This window comes from Gammaproteobacteria bacterium (assembly GCA_033720895.1).
In the GTDB taxonomy this organism is placed as follows: domain Bacteria; phylum Pseudomonadota; class Gammaproteobacteria; order Natronospirales; family JAJUFS01; genus JAWWBS01.
The window spans coordinates 1-17,854 of the sequence record JAWWBS010000010.1 but is presented as its reverse complement, the minus strand read 5'-3'; the positions used below and the strand labels follow the sequence as shown (position 1 = coordinate 17,854).

The window sequence follows — 17,854 nt, the reverse complement described above, 5'->3', positions numbered from 1 at the left end:
CCCTGACTGGTTCATACTGGCAGGCGAAGTGAACTGGAGGCGGCAGAAAATGCCAACCGATCTTTCCGACAAGCTGGTCATTGCGATTTCATCGCGCGCCTTGTTCGACCTTGAAGCGGGTCATCGGGTCTTTGTCGAGAAAGGCCTGGAAGCCTATGCGGCCTACCAGATAGAGCACGAGGATGACCTGCTGGAACCCGGCATGGCATTTCCGCTGGTAAAGAAGCTGTTGAAGCTGAACGAGGCGGGGCCACAGAAGGTCGAGATCATCCTGATATCGCACAACAGCGCCGACACCGGGTTGCGCATCTTCAATTCCATTTCGCATTACGATCTCGAAATTACCCGCGCGGCATTTACCAATGGCGCGCCGCCCTGGCGTTACATCGCGCCATTCAGTGCGCATCTTTTCCTTTCGCCGGAACCGCAGGATGTGGTCAAGGCGCTCGACAATGGCATCGCCGCTGCCACCATCCTGCCAGGCAAGGCGACGGAAGCCGGCTCTGATGAATTGCGCATCGCCTTCGACGGTGATGCCGTGATCTTTTCCGACGAGGCAGAACGCATCTTCAAGGAGAAGGGCCTGGCGGCTTTTGCCGACAGCGAGCGTTCTGCGGCACGCACGCCGTTGCTCGGAGGGCCCTTCAAGAAATTCCTCGAGGCATTGCATCGCATCCAGAGCGAATTCCCGGTCAACAAGGCGCCGATTCGCACGGCGCTGGTGACAGCGCGTTCCGCACCCGCCCACGAGCGGGTCATTCGCACCCTGCGCGAATGGGACATCCGAATTGACGAGGCCCTGTTCCTCGGTGGCATGGAAAAGACCGAGTTCCTGAAGGCTTTCGGTGCGGACATCTTTTTCGATGACCAGAAGGGGCATGTCGAACTGGCCAGCGACCACGTGGCCACCGGGCATGTTCCGCATGGTGTCGCCAATACCTCCAGCTAGCGCACCACGTTCGTCACTCCGGTCGGCCCTGATTCATTTCCAGCGAACCCTTTCCGATAATCCCCGGACATTCACGGGGACGAACCATGGAACGGATTCCGGATTCTGCTTGCCGTCGCCTGACGGCCGACTTGCTGCTGTTGCTGGGGCGCTTCTGGTTGCACCAGGGCCTGAATGGCCTGGAAGCCCAGGAGCTGTTGCGTTGGGCCATGGTCCGCACCGCACTGGATGATCCTGCATTTTCGGTGCCGGGCCGCCTGGCCCACTCGGCAACCCTGTCGCGCGCCGCGGTGCTTACCGGGCTGCCGCGTCGCGAGGTTCAGAGGCTGGCGGGCTTCGCCGCGCCGCCGCCCTTGTCGACTGCCTTGCAGCGTCTTGATCGCGTGCAGCAGGTGATCACCCGCTGGCAGACCGACAGGCGTTTTCGAGGCTGCGCTCTCGATGTGCGTGGCAAGGCAGGTAACAGCTTCGCGGAACTGGTGCGTAGCTGCTGCCGCGACGTGCCGCCGCGGGCAATCAGGGACGAGCTGCTGTTGCAGAGGAAGGTTCGCTGGCGGGATGCGAAGCATCTCGAGCTGGTACCTGTGCCGGAACGGCAGCCATCGGCCACCGACCCGGACATGCTGGAAGCACAGAGGCGAACCCTGTTGGACTTGCTGGAAACGGGCCTGCAACGCCTCGGCACGGACCCGATCACGGGCGGCCCGTCGATAAGCGAACGCAAGCAACGGGATGCCTTGCTGGATGATATCGAGCGTCGGCTGGATGCGTTCGCCGGAGACATCCGGGCGCTGTTCGAATCAAGCGGCAAGCCAGGCAACAAGCCAGGCAACAAGCCGGGCGGTGTTCAGGAGTCCTCGCCGGACTTCGGCGCAGCAACTCCGTCCCGTACCATCGGCGACATCGTCTACGACCTGGCCTGGCGTCGATACCGACGCTCCGTCAGTCAGGATTGACGGCCAGGTCCTTGAGTCGTCCGTCCTTGATCGAGTAGATCCAGCCGTGCAGGTCGAGCGACTGGTTCCTGGCCCAGGCGTCCTGTACCACCGTGGTCTGGCTCAGGCTTTCTACCTGCGCTTCGACATTCAGTTCGCACATGCGGTCCAGGCGTTCCGACTCCGGCAGCGCTTCCAGTTCCTCGCGCTTGAGTCGATGCAGGGTCCTGACCGGATACAGCCAGTTGTCGACCAGGCCGTGGCGCTCGTTGTTCATGGCGGCATTCACGCCACCGCAGCCATAGTGTCCGCAGACAATGATGTGTTTCACCTTCAGCACGTCGACGGCGAACTGGATGACCGACAGTGCATTGATGTCGCTGTGCAGGATCAGGTTGGCAACATTGCGATGCACGAACAGGTCACCGGGCAGCAGGCCCACGATCTGGTTGGCAGGCACCCGGCTGTCGGCGCAACCGATCCACAGGTATTCCGGCTTCTGTTGCTTGGCCAGCTTGCTGAAGAATTCCGGATCCTGGCGCGTGATGTCGGCGGCCCAGTCGGCGTTGTTGTCGAAGAGTTTCTTGAGTGTTTTCATGCCGGTGATTTTACCGAGCCGGCGCTGTTGCGCAAGAGAAACGCGTCGGATACAGCGGAATGCACAGTGACCGGTTTCAGCCGACGAGGTTTTCGCATTCGCGGCCGGCCGCCAGGTCCTCGAGGTTGCTGAGGGTCGTGCTGGCGATCGCCGTCATGGCCTCGCGGGTATAGAAGCCCTGGTGGCCGGTAATCAGCACCTGCGGGAAGGTGGTCAGGCGCATGAACAGGTCGTCCTGGATCGCGTCCGCGGAGTGGTCCTCGAAAAACAGTTCCGATTCCTCTTCATAGACATCCAGCCCGAGGTAGCCGAGCTGGCCTGATTTCAAGCCATCGATCAGGGCGCGCGAGTCGATGACAGCGCCGCGCGAGGTGTTGATCAGCATGACACCGCGCTTCATGGCGGCAATTGCCTTCGCATTCACCAGGTGATGCGTTGCCGGCGTCAGGGGGCAGTGCAGGCTGATGATGTCACTGCGGGCATACAGGTCCTGCAGCGGAACGTACTTGACCCCGGCCTCCTCGAGGGCGTCACTTCGCACCGGGTCGACGGCCAGGACGCGACAACCGAAGCCCAGCAGTATGCGAGCAGCCACGCTGCCGATGTTGCCGGTGCCGACCAGGCCGACCGTCTTGCCATGCAGGTCGAAGCCCAGCAGCCCCTGCAGCGAGAAATTGCCCTCGCGGACGCGATTCCAGGCGCGATGGTACTTGCGGTCAAGTGCGAGCATCAGGCCGATGGCATGCTCGGCCACGGCGTGCGGAGAATAGCGAGGCACGCGTGCGACCGGCAGGTCGAGTTCGCGGGCCGCAGCCAGATCGAGATTGTTGAAGCCGGCACAACGCAGCGCGATGTATTTCACCCCGGCCTCTTTCAGGGTGCCGAGTGTTTCCCTGCCAAGGTCGTCGTTCACGAAGACGCAGACGGCATCACTGCCAGCCGCGAGCGTGGCCGTGCCGGGCACGAGGCGCTCGCTGCGAAACACCAGCTGGTGGCTGTCGGCATTGGCGCTGGCCAGGAACTGGCGATCGTGCGCCTGGCTGCTGAATACGGTGATCTTCATGGCGTGGATACCGTGGTGTGGTGTGCATGGGGTGCCGTCTGTGGCGACGCATCATGCTGGTGCCCGGCAGCCAGGAATTGCGGGCCAAGACCGGTCCAGGCAGCGGCAACCAGCAGCAGGCAACCGGCAACGCGACGTCCCTCGGCACGCCCCAGCAGTCGCTTTGCTGCCAGCCCGGCGCTGCCGGCCAGCAGCATGGCGGGCAGGGTGCCGAGCCCGAAGGCCAGCATGGTCATCGCGCCGTCTGCTGCACTGGCCGTGCTGGCGGCAATTGCCAGCACCGAGTAGCTCAGGCCGCATGGCAACCATCCCCAGGTGAAGCCCAGCAGCAGCATGCGTGCCGGAGTCAGGCCCTGCTTGCCGGTATGGCGCAGGACCTTCAAAGCAACGGGTGACAGCGCTTGCCATGCACGCTGGCCCAAGCCTTCCAGCGGTGCAAAGCGGCGTGAACCGGTCAGCAGGTAAAGGCTTGCCATCAGCAACAGCGCGGCGGTCAGGTATCGCAGCGACAGGCCGGTCTGCTGCAGCCACTCACCGAGCCCGGATATTTCGCCGAGACCACCGAGCAGAAAGCCGGCACTGGCATACGCGCCGAGCCGACCGCCGTTGTAGACCAGCAGCGGTGCCAGTGCCCGTGTGCGTCCATGCTGCTGCTGCCATTGGGCGAGCGGCAGGTTGGCCAGGCCGCCACACATGGCAAGACAGTGGCCTGCGCCCAGCAAGCCGAGCATGAAACTGGCTGCGATGGTGATGCTCACCGGCGCTCCTCCCGCTGTTCACGGGCAGGCTTGTCGTCGCGTCGATTGCCGGTTCCTTCGTCATCCAGCAGGATGCGCCAGGCCGGGGAATCCATGTCATCGAACTGCCCGCTGCGCACGGCCCATATGAAGGCCAGGACCGCGATGACGATCAGCAGGGTGGATATCGGGATCAGCAGGAAGATGATTTCCATCACTTTACCTCTGCAGTTCGGCGCAGCCTGAGCGCGTTCAAGGTCACGAGCAGGGAGGAGCTCGACATGCCGATGGCTGCCATCCAGGGTGTTACCAGCCCGGTCATCGCCAGCGGCAGGGCGAGCAGGTTGTAGCCGATGGCCCAGGCAATGTTCTGCCGGATGATGCGGCTCGTGCGCTGCCCGACATCAAGGCCCCGGACCAGCTGGGAGAGACCACCCTGCAGCAGCAGGTGTGCGCTGGCCTGCGCCAGCAGTGCCGCCCGGCCCATGGCGATGCTGGTGTCGGCGGCAACCAGTACGGGTGCGTCATTGATGCCATCGCCGATCATCAGGCAGTTGTTGCCGGCTTGCTGACGGGCGCGGATGAAAGCGACCTTGTCTTCGGGGCTTACGCCGGCTTGCCAGGAGTCGATGCCAAGTTCGTTGGCCACCTGCTGTACCCGTGGCTGGCTGTCGCCGCTCAGCAAATGCACGCGCAGGCCGCGTGCCTGCAATGCGGCGACGGTGTCGGCGGCATCCACACGCAGCGAATCGGCAATGGCAAACCAGGCCAGCGCCTTGCCGTTCCTGCCCAGCACGATCCAGCTGTTCGACTCGTCCGGCGTCGCTTGTCCGGCGGTTGCAGCCAGCACGAAATCGGGTCGACCGAGTCGCAGCGTCGCATTGTCGTGGCTGGCTTCCAGGCCCTGTCCGGCAACTTCCCGTACGGCATCGAAGCGCCAGGCGTCGGGGCTGGCAAAGGCATGGCGCAGTGGATGATTCGACGCCGCCTCCAGCCCGGCCGCGATGGCCATGGCGGTCGGCTCGTCGATGTCACTGGCGGTAACGATCCGTGTGACCGTCGGTCGACCCTCTGTCAGGGTCCCGGTCTTGTCGAAGACAACATCGGTAACCGCCGGCAACTGCTCGATTGCCCCTGGATGCATGGTCAGCAGGCCTTCCTTTGCCAGCCTGCCGGTGGCTGCGGTCAGCGCAACCGGCACGGCCAGTGCCAGCGCGCAGGGGCAGGTGACGACCAGTACGGCGATCACGATTTCGAACCCCTGCGCCGGATCGATGAACTGCCACGCGGCATAAGCCAGTGCCGCAGCAGCCAGCACGACAGCGACGAAATGCCGGGCGATCCGGTCGGTCAAGCGGGCGACGCGAGGCCGCGCTGCCTGGCTGCGTCGCAGCAGTCGGCTGATGCCGGAAAGGTACGTGTCATTGCCGCTGCGGCTGACCCGCAGCCGGACGGCCGCGCCCTGGTTGATGGCACCCGCGAGCAGTTCTTCGTCGCACTGGCGGTTCACCGGTTCGGATTCGCCGGTCAGCAGCGCTTCGTCGACCACCGCGGTATCCGACAGCAGCTTGCCGTCGGCAGGAATGATGTCGCCGCTGCGTACCAGCAGCACATCGCCCGCGCGGATGTCGGTCAAGGCAATGGCGGAGGGTTCGCCGCCAATGCCTTCACGCAACGCCATCGCCGGCAGCGATGCCGCGAGGGCATTGCTCGCCGAGGCAACTTCATGCCGGGCGCGCAATTCCATGAAGCGACCGATCAGCAGGAAGAACACGAACATGCATACCGAATCGAAGTAGATTTCACCCTGGCCATCGAAGACATTGACGATGCTGGCAGAGTAGGCGGCGGCAATGGCGATGGCGATCGGCACATCCATGCCGGTGCGCCACTGCGACAGGTCGCGCAGGGCGCCCTTGAAAAAGGGCCACGCGGAATACAGCACCACCGGCGTGGCCATCAACATGCTGACGATCCGCAGGAAATTTTCTATGTCGATCGGCATGTCGCCAGGTGGAGACAGGTAGAAGCCGCCTGCGACCATCATCGATTGCATGGCGGCAAGCCCGGCAACCAGCAAGCGAACGAGAAAGCGGCGTTTTTCCTGGCGGTTTTCGGTGCCGGCGGCATCGCGACGCAGCGGCGCGACCCCATAGCCGAGCATTTCGATGTGTGCGAGCAGGTCGGACAGGACTGCCGTCCGTGGATTCCATTGCAGCACGGCATGGCCGCTGACCGGGTTGACCTCGATGCGGGCCTGGTCGAAAGCGGCATCCAACGAGCGTTCGATCAGCCAGGCGCAGGCTGCACATTGCACATTGTCGAGATGCAGGGCGATTTCCCGCTGTGTCTCGCTGTCGGCCTGCAGGAAGGCCTGTTGCACGGCCGGCTGGTCGAAGCTGCTCCATTGCGACACCGAGTTCGCCGCGCGCGGTGCGTCGACTTCCCGAAAACGATAATACGCTTCCAGCCCGCCCTGGTTGATCAGTTCGGCAACGGCGGCGCAGCCGCTGCAGCACATCGGTTGCTCCGTGCCATCCAGTGACACCCAGCGTGCCGCATCACGAGCAACGGTCTCGCCGCAGTGGTAGCAAGCGAGTGACATCACCGTGCTCATCGTGTGGCCTGGTCCTTGCCGGCAAGCCGCAGGATTCCTGCGTCGGCGAACTGGCCGCTCAGGCGCCAGCTGCCATCGCGTGATTCGATCTGCAGGTACCAGCCTGCGGATATCTCGCGCGGCAGCCCGGCTGTGAACAGGCTGCCGTTTTCGCTCTGAAGCAGCAGCGTGAAGTCCTGCTCGCGGCGAGTCGGGTGGTGCAGGGAGGCCTGCACTTCGCCTGCCTGCCAGCTCGCATCGTTGCCGCTGAGGCTGACCATCACGAGCTCGTTTTCTGCATCGATGCGCACCATGGCCTGCAGGCCGAGCCTGCTGGCCTCGCGATCAGCTGCCGACACGCGACTCGACAGCAGGCCGACACGCTGGAAACCGTCCACCACCAGCGAGTCCGCATTGCGGCTGGCGATGACCACGGTACTGATGCCGGCAATGACCACCGAGAGCGGCAGGGCAATCACCAGCCAGACCATCGGTTCCCGGTACCAGGGTCGTTTCGCGACCGGCAGTGTTGCTTCGTTCATCGTTCGCTCTCCAGCGGCAGGAAGAAACGGGTGGTTTCCTCGATTTCGTTGCCATCGCGGTCGACCAGTCTCAAGGTCACGTCATGTCCGCCACCACGCAGGTCGGTCGGCAGGTCGAGCGACAGTCGCAAGGCTGCGGTCAGCACTTCGCCACGTCGTACCGCGATGCCACTGGCCTGGCTGTCGATGCGCAGCTCGTCCAGGCCATCGACGGACAGGGCGTAGACCTGTTCGGAATCCGACTTGTTCATGATCTTCAGCGTGTAGACGTTTTCGACCGTGGCATTGCGCAGTCGGTAGAGGGCATTGCGATCGCGCAGCACATCCATGGCCAGTGGCTTGATCATGGCAATGCCGAGCACCCAGGCAGATACAAGCAGTGTCAGCAAGGCACCGTAAACCAGTGTGCGTGGTCGCAGGATCCGGGTCTGCTTGTTGTCGATGGAGTGCTCGGTGGCATAGCGAATGAGGCCACGCGGGTAGTTCATCTTGTCCATGACACTGTCACAGGCATCGACGCAGGCAGCGCAGGCAATGCACTCGTACTGCAGGCCGTCACGGATGTCGATGCCGGTCGGACAGACCTGCACGCAGAGGGTGCAGTCTATGCAGTCGCCAAGACCGACATCCTTCGGATCGACATTGCGCTTGCGACCACCGCGGGGTTCGCCGCGCTGCTCGTCATAGGCAATGATCAAGGTGTCCTTGTCGAACATCGCCGACTGGAAGCGGGCGTAGGGGCACATGTAGATGCAGACCTGTTCTCTCAGGAAGCCCGCGTTGCCCCAGGTGGCAAAGGCATAGAAAAGAATCCAGAACGTCTCCCACGGTCCGGTGGACATGGCCATGACCTCGTCGGCGAGCACGTCGATTGGCGTGAAGTAACCGACAAAGGTGAAGCCGGTCCACAGTGCGAAAACCAGCCATAGCGAGTGCTTGGTGGTCTTCTTCATCAGCCACTCGCGGTTGCGCGGGCCACGATCGAGTTTCATCTGCTGGTTGCGACTGCCTTCCACCAGGCGCTCCATCCAGATGAAGGCTTCCGTCCATACCGTTTGCGGACAGGCAAAACCGCACCAGAGCCGTCCGGCCAGCGCGGTAAAGAAGAACAAGGACAGCGCGGCGATGATCAGCAGCAATGCCAGGTAGAAAAAGTCCTGCGGCCAGAAGGTCAGGCCAAACACATGGAACTGGCGAGCTGGCAGGTCGAACAGCACGGCCTGGCGGCCATCCCAGCGCAGCCAGGGGCCGATGTAGTAAATGCCGAGCAGCACGACGACAGCCAGCTTGCGAAGGCTCTGGAAACGGCCGCTGACTTCGCGCGGGTAGATCTTTTCCCGCGCGACGTACATCGGATCGCCGGTATTCCCGTTGCCGGGCTTGCTCACTGTTCATGCTCCTTGCCGGACGCCGGGTCCATGGCCGCGTTCTTTTCCGGCGGGTGCAGCTTCAGGGATTCCATCAGGTAGACAGCCATGGCCGCAGCAATCGCGGTCAGCAACCAGAGCAGCAGGAAGCCGATGGTGTAACCCGCCGTGCGATTCAGCTCGGCGGGAAACGTTGCGGCCTCTGCCAGCACGACGGGGTCGAAGCTGGCAAAGAACACCATGCTTGCAACGCCGGCCGTGATGAAGGATGACCATGCGATGATCAGTGCCTTCAGCACGCCACGAGGGGCAGCCGGTGTATCGAAGCCGCTGCCGGTCATCAGTTGCCGTCCTGGTTCGACAGGCTGTAGATGTAGGCCGCGATCAGGCGGATTTCGTCATCTGTCAGCAGCTCGTCATGGGCCGGCATGGCGTTCTGGCGCCCCAGGCGAATGGATGTCTTGATGGTTTCGAAATCACCGCCATACAGCCAGGTATCATCGGTCAGGTTCGGTGCACCGAGGGCCTGGTTGCCTTTGCCATCGGCACCGTGGCAGGCCGTGCAGAGCATCTGGTATTTCTGCTCGCCGGCAGCGGCCAGCGGCGCTGCCGCGGGGCCAAGCGCCTGGCCGGACAGTTTCTGGACGTAGGCGGCCACCTCAGCCACGCCCTGGTCACCCAGCGCACTGCCAAGTGCCGGCATGACGCCATTACGACCCTTGCGGATGGAATGCAGGATGGCATCCGGCGAGCCGCCGTACAGCCAGTCGTCATCGGCCAGGTTGGGGTAGCCACGTGCGCCACGCGCATCGGCGCCATGGCAGACCGAGCAGTTGTTGGCATACAGGCGCGAACCGATTTCGTTCGCTTCTGCGCTGGCGGCGACCGCCGGAATGTCGAGACCGGCAAAGCGTGCAAAGGTCTCGGCCTGCTGTGCCTCGATGCGTGCCGACTCCTCTTCGTACTGGCTGATCTGGGTCCAGCCCAGGTAGCCCTCGAAGTTTCCCAGCCCCGGGTAAAGCGCCAGGTAGATGAACCCGAACACCACGGTGATGTAGAACAGGATCAGCCACCAGCGCGGCAAGGGGTTGTTGAGTTCTTCCAGGTCTTCATCCCAGACATGGCCGGTGGTTTCCTCGGTGGTTTCCGCGGGTCGGTCTCGGGAGGTCCACCAGAGCAGCCACAGGCAGGCAACGATGTTGCCAATCGTCAGGATGGTGATGAACAGGCTCCATGCAGTACTCATCGCTGTGCTCCTTCTTGCTGTCCACCGTTCTCGGGCGAGACAGGGGATTCATCGGCAAACGGCAGCTGCGAGGCTTCCTCGAAACGCGCCTTGCGCTTGCCACTCCAGGCCCAGGCCCAGATGGCGACGAAGACAATCAACAGCAGCAGTGTGTACAGGCCGCGAACAACATGAATATCCATGGCTTATCTCCCGTTGTTGGCGGTGCCGAGCACCTGCAGGTAGGCGATGAGTGCATCCATCTCGGTCTTGCCGCGAACCGCGTCGGCGGCAGCCTCGATGTCAGCATCGGTGTAAGGCACGCCCAGCAACTTCATGGCTTTCAACTTGCCGGCCGTGTTGCTGCCGGTCAGGCGCGTGTCGTCCAGCCAGGGGAACCCCGGCATGTTGGATTCCGGCACCAGGTCGCGAGGGTTGATCAGGTGCACGCGGTGCCATTCGTCCGTGTAGCGACCACCGACGCGGGCCAGGTCCGGCCCCGTGCGCTTGGAGCCCCACTGGAAGGGACGGTCATAGACGAACTCGCCAGCTTCCGAGTAAGGGCCATAGCGCTCGGTCTCGGCACGGAAGGGACGGATCATCTGCGAGTGGCAGACATAGCAACCCTCGCGGATGTAGATGTCGCGACCTTCCAGTTCCAGTGCGGTGTAGGGCTCGAGACCTTCGATGGCTTCGGTGGTCTGTGCCTGGAACATCAGCGGCACGATTTCCACCAGGCCGCCGACGCTGATGACGATGGCGACCAGGATGCCCATCAGGCCGATGTTCTTTTCGATCTTTTCATGCTTCATGGTTCAGGCTCCTCAGGCTGTAGCCGCAGCAGCAGCGGTGACGGGCTGGCGATCGCCGCGGATCGTCTTCCAGACGTTCCAGGCCATGATCAGCATGCCGACGAAGAACAGCAGGCCGCCGAGCAGGCGCACTGCGTAATAGGGGTAGCTGGCCTTGATGCTTTCGATGAAGGCGTAGGTCAGCGTCCCGTCCTCGTTGACCGCGCGCCACATCAGGCCCTGCATCACGCCGGCAATCCACATGGAGCTGATGTACAGCACCACGCCGATGGTCGAGACCCAGAAATGCAGGTCGATGGCCTTGATGGAATACATGGCTTCGCGGTCCCAGAGGCGCGGGATCAGGTGATAGACCATGCCGATGGTGATGAAGGCCACCCAGCCGAGCGCGCCCGAATGCACGTGACCGATGGTCCAGTCGGTGTAATGCGACAGCGCATTGACGGTCTTGATGGACATCATCGGGCCTTCGAAGGTCGACATGCCGTAGAAGGACAGCGATACGATCAGGAACTTGAGGATCGGGTCGGTGCGCAGCTTCTCCCATGAACCGGACAGCGTCATGACACCGTTGATCATGCCGCCCCAGCTCGGTGCCAGCAGGATCAGCGAGAAGACCATGCCCAGCGACTGGGCCCAGTCGGGCAGGGCGGTGTACTGCAGGTGGTGCGGTCCGGCCCACATGTAGATGGAGATCAGCGCCCAGAAGTGGACTACCGACAGCCGGTAGGAGTAGATCGGGCGACCGGCCTGCTTGGGCACGAAGTAGTACATCATGCCGAGGAAGCCGGCGGTCAGGAAGAAGCCGACGGCGTTATGTCCGTACCACCATTGCACCATGGCATCGACCGTCCCCGAGTAGATGGGATAGGACTTGAACGGTCCGACCGGGATGACCAGGTTGTTCACGATGTGCAACACCGCGATGGTGATGATGTAGGCGGCGAAGAACCAGTTCGCGACGTAGATGTGCTTCACCTTGCGCTTCATGATGGTGCCGAAGAACACGATGCCGTAGATCACCCAGACCACGGTGATCAGCAGGTCGATCGGCCATTCCAGCTCGGCATATTCCTTGCCCTGGGTGATGCCCAGCGGCAGGGTGATGGCGGCGGCCACGATGACCAGCTGCCAGCCCCAGAAGGTCGTCGCTGCCAGCTTGTCACCGAACAGCCGTACCCCGCAGGTACGTTGCACGGTATGCAGGGAGGCGGCGAACAGCCCGCAGCCGCCGAAGGCGAAGATCACCGCATTGGTGTGCAAGGGGCGCAGGCGACTGTAGGTCAGCCAGGGAATGTCGAAATTCAGCGACGGGAACAGCAGCTGGGCGGCAATGATGACCCCGACCAGCATCCCGACAATGCCCCAGACCACCGTCATTACGGTGAACTGTCGCACCACCTTGTCGTTGTAATTGATACCCGCATTTGTCGTCTCCATGGGCGACCCACTCCTCGATGATATGACTCGAAACCGCCGGCTGGCAGTGTGGGCAACATTCTCGGTGGAGGGGCCGGACGGCCGCATTGACTCAGGTCAACTGAACCGCGGACAGGCGACCCGTCGGCCCGCGTGGTAATGGCAGGCCACTTGATGCAGGTCAATGCGCCCTGGCCTCGGAGCCTTGCACAATCGCTTCCAACATCGGAAAACCGTGCAGAGGCAGTGATGCTCCAGACCATGACCTTCGACAAGGGCCTGATTCGTCGCTACGACATCAAGGCGCCACGCTACACGTCCTATCCGACGGCCCGTGAATTCACGGTGGCCTTTGGCGAGCAGGATTACCGCGAGGCCATGCGGGTATCGAACGGCGATCCGATTCCGCGTCCGCTGTCGCTCTACATCCACATTCCCTTCTGCGCCAGTCCCTGCTTCTATTGTGGCTGCCTGCGGGTGATCACCCGTGACTGCAACAAGGCTGCTGACTACCTGTCGCGGCTGGTAAAGGAAATCGAGATGCAGGCGGCGCTGGTCGATCCCGACAGGGAGGTACAGCAGGTTCATCTCGGTGGCGGCACCCCCACCTTCCTTGATGATGCCCAGCTCGAGCAGCTGCTCGAGACGCTCCGGAAGCATTTCAAGATGGCGCCTTCGGACCGCCTGGAGTGTTCGCTGGAAATCGATCCACGTACCGTGGACGGCCGCCGACTGGAGCGGCTGGTGGCCATGGGCTTCAACCGCATCAGCCTCGGCGTCCAGGATTTCGACCCGGCCGTGCAGGAAGCCATCAATCGTGTCCAGCCCGAGGCCCTGACCCATGACCTGCTCGATACAGGCCAGCGACTCGGCTTGTCGTCCATGAACGTTGACCTGATTTACGGCCTGCCACGCCAGACCCTGGAAGGGTTCGGTCGCACGCTGGACAAGATCGTGGAAGCCCGGCCATCGCGCATCGCCCTTTACAGCTATGCCCACCTTCCTGACGTGTTCAAGGCGCAGAAGCAGATCGCGAAGCACCACCTGGTATCTGGCGAACAGAAGCTGGCGTTGCTGGAACTGGCGATCGGCAAACTGAAGAAGGCGGGTTACCTTTTCATCGGCATGGATCATTTTGCCCTGCCGGACGACGAGCTGGTCAAGGCGCAGCAGAACGACGAGTTGCATCGCAATTTCCAGGGCTACTCCACCCAGTCAGAATGCGAAATGATCGGGCTCGGGATCAGTGCAATCAGCAATCTCGGCGCGGCCTTTTCCCAGAACTCCAAGTCCCTGGACGAGTACTATGCCGCCATCGATGCCGGTCGCCTGCCAATTGCCCGGGGAGTGAAACTGTCGCGGGATGACCGGATCCGGGCCGATGTCATCCAGCGCATCATGTGCGATGGCATCGTGTCCTTCGCCGACATCGATGCACACTGGGGAATCCGCTTCGAGGAATATTTTGCCGACAGCCTGCTGCGCCTGACGCCGTTGCTGAGGGATGGCCTGGCCATTCTCAACCGCCGCCGCCTGGTCGTGACCGGCAAGGGCCGGCTGCTGTTGCGGGTGATCGCGTTGCCGTTCGACGCCTATCACGGCAAATTGATCGACGATTCACAGAGTTTCAGCGACGTTATCTGAGCTGGCCGCCGAGGGTGCAAACGCCCTGAAGTGTCGTTACCATGAGCTCTCCACGAGGGAGAGTGACGATGGGTGAACAGCAAGCCGTCGCCAAGCTGGATGCCGAGCTTCGCAAGATGTGCAGCAATTGCTCGCTGGCCGAGCTGTGCCTGCCGGTCGGCCTGGACAGGGAGTCGCTGAGCAAGCTTGATTCCCTGGTGGAGCGCGGTTCGCCGCTGCATGCCGGCGATCATCTCTACCAGAAGGGTGACCCTTTCGAAGCCCTCTATGCGGTCCGCTCGGGCTACCTCAAGAGTTACACCATCGATGAATCCGGCCGTGAGCAGGTACTGGGTTTCTACCTGCCAGGCGAGCTGCTGGGCCTGGATGCCATCTATCCGGAAAAGCACCAGTGCAGCGCCGTGGCGCTGGATACGGCTTCCGTCTGCCAGTTGCCCTACGAAGACCTGGCGGACCTGGCGGGCAAGGTGCCTGGCCTGCAGAAGCAGATGTTCCGTCTGCTGTCCAAGGACATCCACGATTCACATTCACTGGCGGGTGATTTCACTGCCGAGGAGCGGCTCGCGGCATTTCTCCTGAGCCTGTCGGCGCGCCTGAAATTGCGGGGCTATTCGGCGACCCATTTCATGCTGGCGATGCCGCGCCGTGACATTGCCAACTACCTCCGCCTGGCGACCGAAACGGTCAGTCGCGTGTTCAAGCGCTTCCAGCAGGAGGGCATCCTGGAAGTCGATCGCCGCGACATCCGCTTGCTGGATATCGAACGACTGGACGAGATCGCCCGCTGCGTGCCGAAGTGATCCCGTTCAGGGATTGAGGCGTTCGACCAGCCAGTCACCACCATCGAGGTCGAAGCCGAAGCGATCGTGCAGACGCGCATCGCCCATCTGCCAGAACTCGAAGTGATCCGGACGTAGTCGGTATCCACCCCAGTGCGGCGGGCGCGGCACATCCTGGCCGTCGAAACGCTTTTCGAATTGCGCCACGCGTTCTTCCAGCGACGCCCGGTCGCGCAGGGCCGAGCTTTGCTCGGAAGCCCAGGCACCAATCTGGCTGTCGCGCGGACGGCTGGCGAAATAGGCATCGGACACCGTGTCGGGAACCTGCTCGATGCTGCCTTCGACCCGGACCTGCCGACCCTGGTGGGGCCACCACCAGAGCAGCGCGGCCTGCGGGTTGGCGGCGAGATCCGCGCCCTTGCGGCTGCTGTAGTTGGTGTAAAAGACGAATCCCCCGGAATCCAGCTCTTTCAGCAACACGATGCGTGCCGAGGGCCGGCCGCTGGCATCTGCGGTGGCCAGGGTCATCTGCGTCGGGTCGCCCTGCACGCCGGGTTGTGCGTCCGCGTACCAGTTCTGGAACATGGCAAAGGGATCGTGGAGCAGGTTCGTTTCGGAGAGCGTCTCGATCATGGCGCGGCTTTCCCCCGTTTGGGTTGATCTCGGTCATGGTGCCTGGAGTGGCAGGCGCTATGCTGTTCCTGCCGGGTCGATATTATCGCATGCCCTAGATGCAGGGAGGAGACGGGGATGAAGCTGACGTTTCACGGTGCTGCCAGTCGCGTTACCGGATCGTGTCATTTGCTGGAGGTGGGTGGTAAGCGCGTACTGCTGGATTGTGGCTTGATCCAGGGTGGTGGCGAAGAGGATCTCAATGCCCGGGCGTTTCCATTCGATCCGGCAAGCATCGATGCCGTCTTGCTAAGCCACGCCCACATCGATCACTCCGGACGATTGCCCCTGCTGGTGAAACGTGGCTTTGCCGGTGTCGTTCATGCCACCCCGGCCACCGCCGATCTTTGTCGCATTCTTCTGAAGGATTCGGCGTTCCTCAACCAGAAGGATGCCGAGCTGGAAAGCCGCAAGCGAGCGCGGCGTGGCCTGCCACCCGTGCATGCATTGTATGACCAGGATGATGTCGAGGCCTGCATGGCGCTGTTCGAGACTCATGACTATGGCGAGAAGGTCGAGGTCGCGGCGGGCGTCACGGCCAGTTTCCATGACGCTGGCCATATCCTCGGCTCCGCCATAGTGAGCTGTGAGCTCGCTGACAACGGCGTGAACAGAAAGCTGGTCTTTTCCGGTGATCTCGGCCATGCGCCGGCCCTGTTGTTGCGCCAGCCCGACGTGCTCGACCAGGCGGATATCGTGCTTTGCGAATCCACTTATGGTGATCGTTGCCATCGCGATTGGCAGTCCACCTGGCAGGAACTGGGCGACATCATCCGGTCAGCGCATTCAGCGCGTGGCAATATCCTCATTCCATCCTTTGCCGTCGGCAGGACCCAGGACTTGCTGTACGTGCTCGGGAAGCACTACGCGGACTGGCAGCTGGATCGCTGGCAGATCTTTCTCGACAGCCCGCTGGCGATCGAGGCCACCGAGCTCTATGCGCGGCACTGGGAGCTCTACCAGCAGGAGGCGGGCAGTGATGTCCGCCAGACGCGATTCCGGCTGCCGAACCTGCACTTTTGCGAAACACCGGCGCAGTCGATGGCACTCAATGAGCGTCACTCCGGTGCCATCATCATTGCGGGCAGCGGAATGTGTACCGGTGGCCGTATCCGCCACCATTTCAAGCACAATTTATGGCGGCCCGAGGCCAAGGTGGTGATTGTCGGATTCCAGGCCGAGGGCACACCGGGGCGGGCGCTGGTCAACGGCGCGGAATACCTGACGCTCTGGGGCGAGCCGGTGAGGGTGGCAGCACAAGTCCATACGGTCGGCGGGCTTTCGGCCCATGCGGACCAGCAGGGCTTGAAGGCCTGGCTGGAACATTTCCGGGAGCGGCCGCCGCTGGTGCTGGTGCACGGCGAGCCGCAGGCAGCGGATGCGCTGGCGACCGTGATGCGGGAATCCGCCTGGTCGCAGGTGGCGGTGGCCAGCGAGGGGGCGGTCGTGGACCTCAAGGCCTTGCCGACGCTGGCGGTGTCGACAAGGACGAAGCAATAAAAAAGGCCCGCCGCATGGCAGGCCTTTTCCTGATACCTGGTCGGGGTGAGAGGATTCGAACCTCCGGCCCCTACGTCCCGAACGTAGTGCTCTACCAGGCTGAGCTACACCCCGAAGGGCGCGAAGTATACGGGAATTTCGCGCTGGAGTTCAATAACGGCCTGGCGCCACTGTTTCCGGGGCCTTCCGACCGGCTGGCCCGGCGTCACCGGCGCCAGCAGGTGTCCGTGGAATCGGTCCCGTCGGCCGCCATGGATGTCTTCAGGCCGTTCACGAAATACTGCATGGTCCGGCAATCTTCATCCTTCAATGCGGCTGCCGAGTTCGCTGTCGCCTGCATCAGGACCTGGCCCCCGGCATTCTGCGACAAGGTCATCGAGTAGTGTCCGCCCTCGGTCAGCCAGCTCCCGTTGTTCGACTGCAGGCCGCTGACCGGTGCCTGCTGGGCAAACGCCGACCCGTTCATCATCAGCGTCAGGGCATCGTCGATCGCGACAAAGGTTTCCGGGGGTCGTCGATTCCGGAGGATGAATTGCTCGTACGACCCGGCCATTTTCATCAGGGAGGCGCTTGCCTCCGTGCGCCTGACGCGATCGGTGTAGTCCTGGTAGGACGGCAGGCCGATGGCGACCAGGATGCTGACGATGGCGACCGTGATCATGAGTTCGATCAGGGTAAGGCCTCGGTGTTTTCCAGACATGGCTACTCCTCCTTGAGTTCATACCAGTAGGTGCGTTGCGGGTCCGTGGTGATCTGGACCGGTGCTTTTTCGGTGCCGATCAGCCCGAATGCCCGACCATCCGTTGCTTCGGGAAACAGTACGGTCATGCCGGGAGGTATGCCGCGCAGTTTCAGGACATCGGATCGATCGGATACGTCGAGCACGTCATCGCCATTCAGGTCGAACAGCGTCCTGCCGTCCGTGGCGGAGAGGATGTACATCCTGGCCGTGCCGAGCCCCGGGTCGCAGGCGCTGGCCGAAGATGACGGATCGAATGTCGTGAACACCAGCTGGT

At 62.6% G+C, this 17,854-nt stretch carries 20 protein-coding genes and 1 tRNA gene; 5 read left to right on the top strand and 16 right to left on the bottom strand.

What is annotated here, in order from left to right; translation table 11 throughout:
* The first annotated feature begins 49 nt into the window (after positions 1 to 49).
* Both R3217_02975 and R3217_02970 read left to right on the top strand, forming a co-directional pair.
* Positions 50 to 949, top strand: a complete 900-nt coding sequence (locus R3217_02975; protein ID MDX1454396.1) for a 5'-nucleotidase — start codon at positions 50 to 52, stop codon at positions 947 to 949.
* A gap of 86 nt (positions 950 to 1,035) precedes the next feature.
* Positions 1,036 to 1,905 (top strand): DUF6502 family protein, encoded by an 870-nt coding sequence (locus tag R3217_02970; GenBank protein ID MDX1454395.1) that lies wholly within the window; start codon positions 1,036 to 1,038, stop codon positions 1,903 to 1,905.
* Here the strand turns inward: R3217_02970 and can are convergent.
* The 12 genes from can to ccoN form a co-directional block, all read right to left on the bottom strand.
* Positions 1,892 to 2,482 (bottom strand): carbonate dehydratase, encoded by a 591-nt coding sequence (gene can, locus R3217_02965; protein ID MDX1454394.1) that lies wholly within the window; start codon positions 2,480 to 2,482, stop codon positions 1,892 to 1,894. The genes R3217_02970 and can overlap by 14 nt on opposite strands.
* Positions 2,483 to 2,558: 76 nt before the next feature.
* Positions 2,559 to 3,545, bottom strand: a complete 987-nt coding sequence (locus R3217_02960; protein MDX1454393.1) for a 2-hydroxyacid dehydrogenase — start codon at positions 3,543 to 3,545, stop codon at positions 2,559 to 2,561.
* Positions 3,542 to 4,303: a sulfite exporter TauE/SafE family protein gene (locus tag R3217_02955; GenBank protein MDX1454392.1), complete on the bottom strand. Its 762-nt coding sequence runs from the start codon at positions 4,301 to 4,303 to the stop codon at positions 3,542 to 3,544. Before R3217_02955 ends, R3217_02960 begins: the two co-directional genes overlap by 4 nt.
* A complete protein-coding gene (gene ccoS / locus R3217_02950) occupies positions 4,300 to 4,497 on the bottom strand; it encodes a cbb3-type cytochrome oxidase assembly protein CcoS (protein MDX1454391.1) in 198 nt (65 codons plus the stop codon). The genes R3217_02955 and ccoS overlap by 4 nt, the downstream gene beginning before the upstream one ends.
* On the bottom strand, positions 4,497 to 6,899 hold the full coding sequence (locus R3217_02945) for a heavy metal translocating P-type ATPase (protein MDX1454390.1): 2,403 nt from the start codon (positions 6,897 to 6,899) through the stop codon (positions 4,497 to 4,499). Before R3217_02945 ends, ccoS begins: the two co-directional genes overlap by 1 nt.
* The gene (locus R3217_02940; protein ID MDX1454389.1) at positions 6,896 to 7,420 is read right to left on the bottom strand and encodes a FixH family protein; all 525 of its coding nucleotides are present in this window, start codon (positions 7,418 to 7,420) and stop codon (positions 6,896 to 6,898) included. The genes R3217_02945 and R3217_02940 overlap by 4 nt, the downstream gene beginning before the upstream one ends.
* Complete coding sequence (ccoG, locus tag R3217_02935; protein ID MDX1454388.1) at positions 7,417 to 8,772, bottom strand: cytochrome c oxidase accessory protein CcoG; 1,356 nt, start codon at positions 8,770 to 8,772, stop codon at positions 7,417 to 7,419. The genes R3217_02940 and ccoG overlap by 4 nt, the downstream gene beginning before the upstream one ends.
* Positions 8,773 to 8,804: 32 nt before the next feature.
* Complete coding sequence (locus R3217_02930) at positions 8,805 to 9,128, bottom strand: hypothetical protein (protein ID MDX1454387.1); 324 nt, start codon at positions 9,126 to 9,128, stop codon at positions 8,805 to 8,807.
* Entirely contained in the window at positions 9,128 to 10,033 is a 906-nt protein-coding gene (ccoP, locus tag R3217_02925) for a cytochrome-c oxidase, cbb3-type subunit III (GenBank protein ID MDX1454386.1), read from the bottom strand. The genes R3217_02930 and ccoP overlap by 1 nt, the downstream gene beginning before the upstream one ends.
* Positions 10,030 to 10,215, bottom strand: coding sequence for a cbb3-type cytochrome c oxidase subunit 3 (locus R3217_02920; GenBank protein ID MDX1454385.1), 186 nt, complete (start codon positions 10,213 to 10,215; stop codon positions 10,030 to 10,032). Before R3217_02920 ends, ccoP begins: the two co-directional genes overlap by 4 nt.
* Before the next feature lie 3 nt (positions 10,216 to 10,218).
* Positions 10,219 to 10,824 (bottom strand): cytochrome-c oxidase, cbb3-type subunit II, encoded by a 606-nt coding sequence (gene ccoO / locus R3217_02915; protein MDX1454384.1) that lies wholly within the window; start codon positions 10,822 to 10,824, stop codon positions 10,219 to 10,221.
* Positions 10,825 to 10,836: 12 nt separating this feature from the next.
* Complete coding sequence (gene ccoN / locus R3217_02910) at positions 10,837 to 12,264, bottom strand: cytochrome-c oxidase, cbb3-type subunit I (protein MDX1454383.1); 1,428 nt, start codon at positions 12,262 to 12,264, stop codon at positions 10,837 to 10,839.
* A 228-nt stretch (positions 12,265 to 12,492) separates the two neighbouring features.
* Between ccoN and hemN the strand changes: the two genes are divergently transcribed.
* Both hemN and fnr read left to right on the top strand, forming a co-directional pair.
* The gene (gene hemN, locus R3217_02905) at positions 12,493 to 13,887 is read left to right on the top strand and encodes an oxygen-independent coproporphyrinogen III oxidase (GenBank protein MDX1454382.1); all 1,395 of its coding nucleotides are present in this window, start codon (positions 12,493 to 12,495) and stop codon (positions 13,885 to 13,887) included.
* A 68-nt stretch (positions 13,888 to 13,955) separates the two neighbouring features.
* Entirely contained in the window at positions 13,956 to 14,687 is a 732-nt protein-coding gene (gene fnr, locus R3217_02900) for a fumarate/nitrate reduction transcriptional regulator Fnr (protein ID MDX1454381.1), read from the top strand.
* A 6-nt stretch (positions 14,688 to 14,693) separates the two neighbouring features.
* On the opposite strand, the gene pdxH is transcribed toward fnr, so the two are convergent.
* Positions 14,694 to 15,299, bottom strand: coding sequence for a pyridoxamine 5'-phosphate oxidase (pdxH, locus tag R3217_02895; protein ID MDX1454380.1), 606 nt, complete (start codon positions 15,297 to 15,299; stop codon positions 14,694 to 14,696).
* A gap of 117 nt (positions 15,300 to 15,416) precedes the next feature.
* Between pdxH and R3217_02890 the strand changes: the two genes are divergently transcribed.
* Positions 15,417 to 16,838, top strand: a complete 1,422-nt coding sequence (locus R3217_02890) for an MBL fold metallo-hydrolase (GenBank protein ID MDX1454379.1) — start codon at positions 15,417 to 15,419, stop codon at positions 16,836 to 16,838.
* Between the two features lie 37 nt (positions 16,839 to 16,875).
* On the opposite strand, the gene R3217_02885 is transcribed toward R3217_02890, so the two are convergent.
* The 3 genes from R3217_02885 to R3217_02875 all read right to left on the bottom strand — a co-directional run.
* A tRNA-Pro gene (locus tag R3217_02885) sits at positions 16,876 to 16,952 on the bottom strand.
* Between the two features lie 91 nt (positions 16,953 to 17,043).
* A complete protein-coding gene (locus R3217_02880; GenBank protein MDX1454378.1) occupies positions 17,044 to 17,538 on the bottom strand; it encodes a type IV pilin protein in 495 nt (164 codons plus the stop codon).
* A 2-nt stretch (positions 17,539 to 17,540) separates the two neighbouring features.
* A partial coding sequence (locus tag R3217_02875; GenBank protein ID MDX1454377.1) for a hypothetical protein occupies positions 17,541 to 17,854 on the bottom strand: 314 nt, incomplete at its 5' end.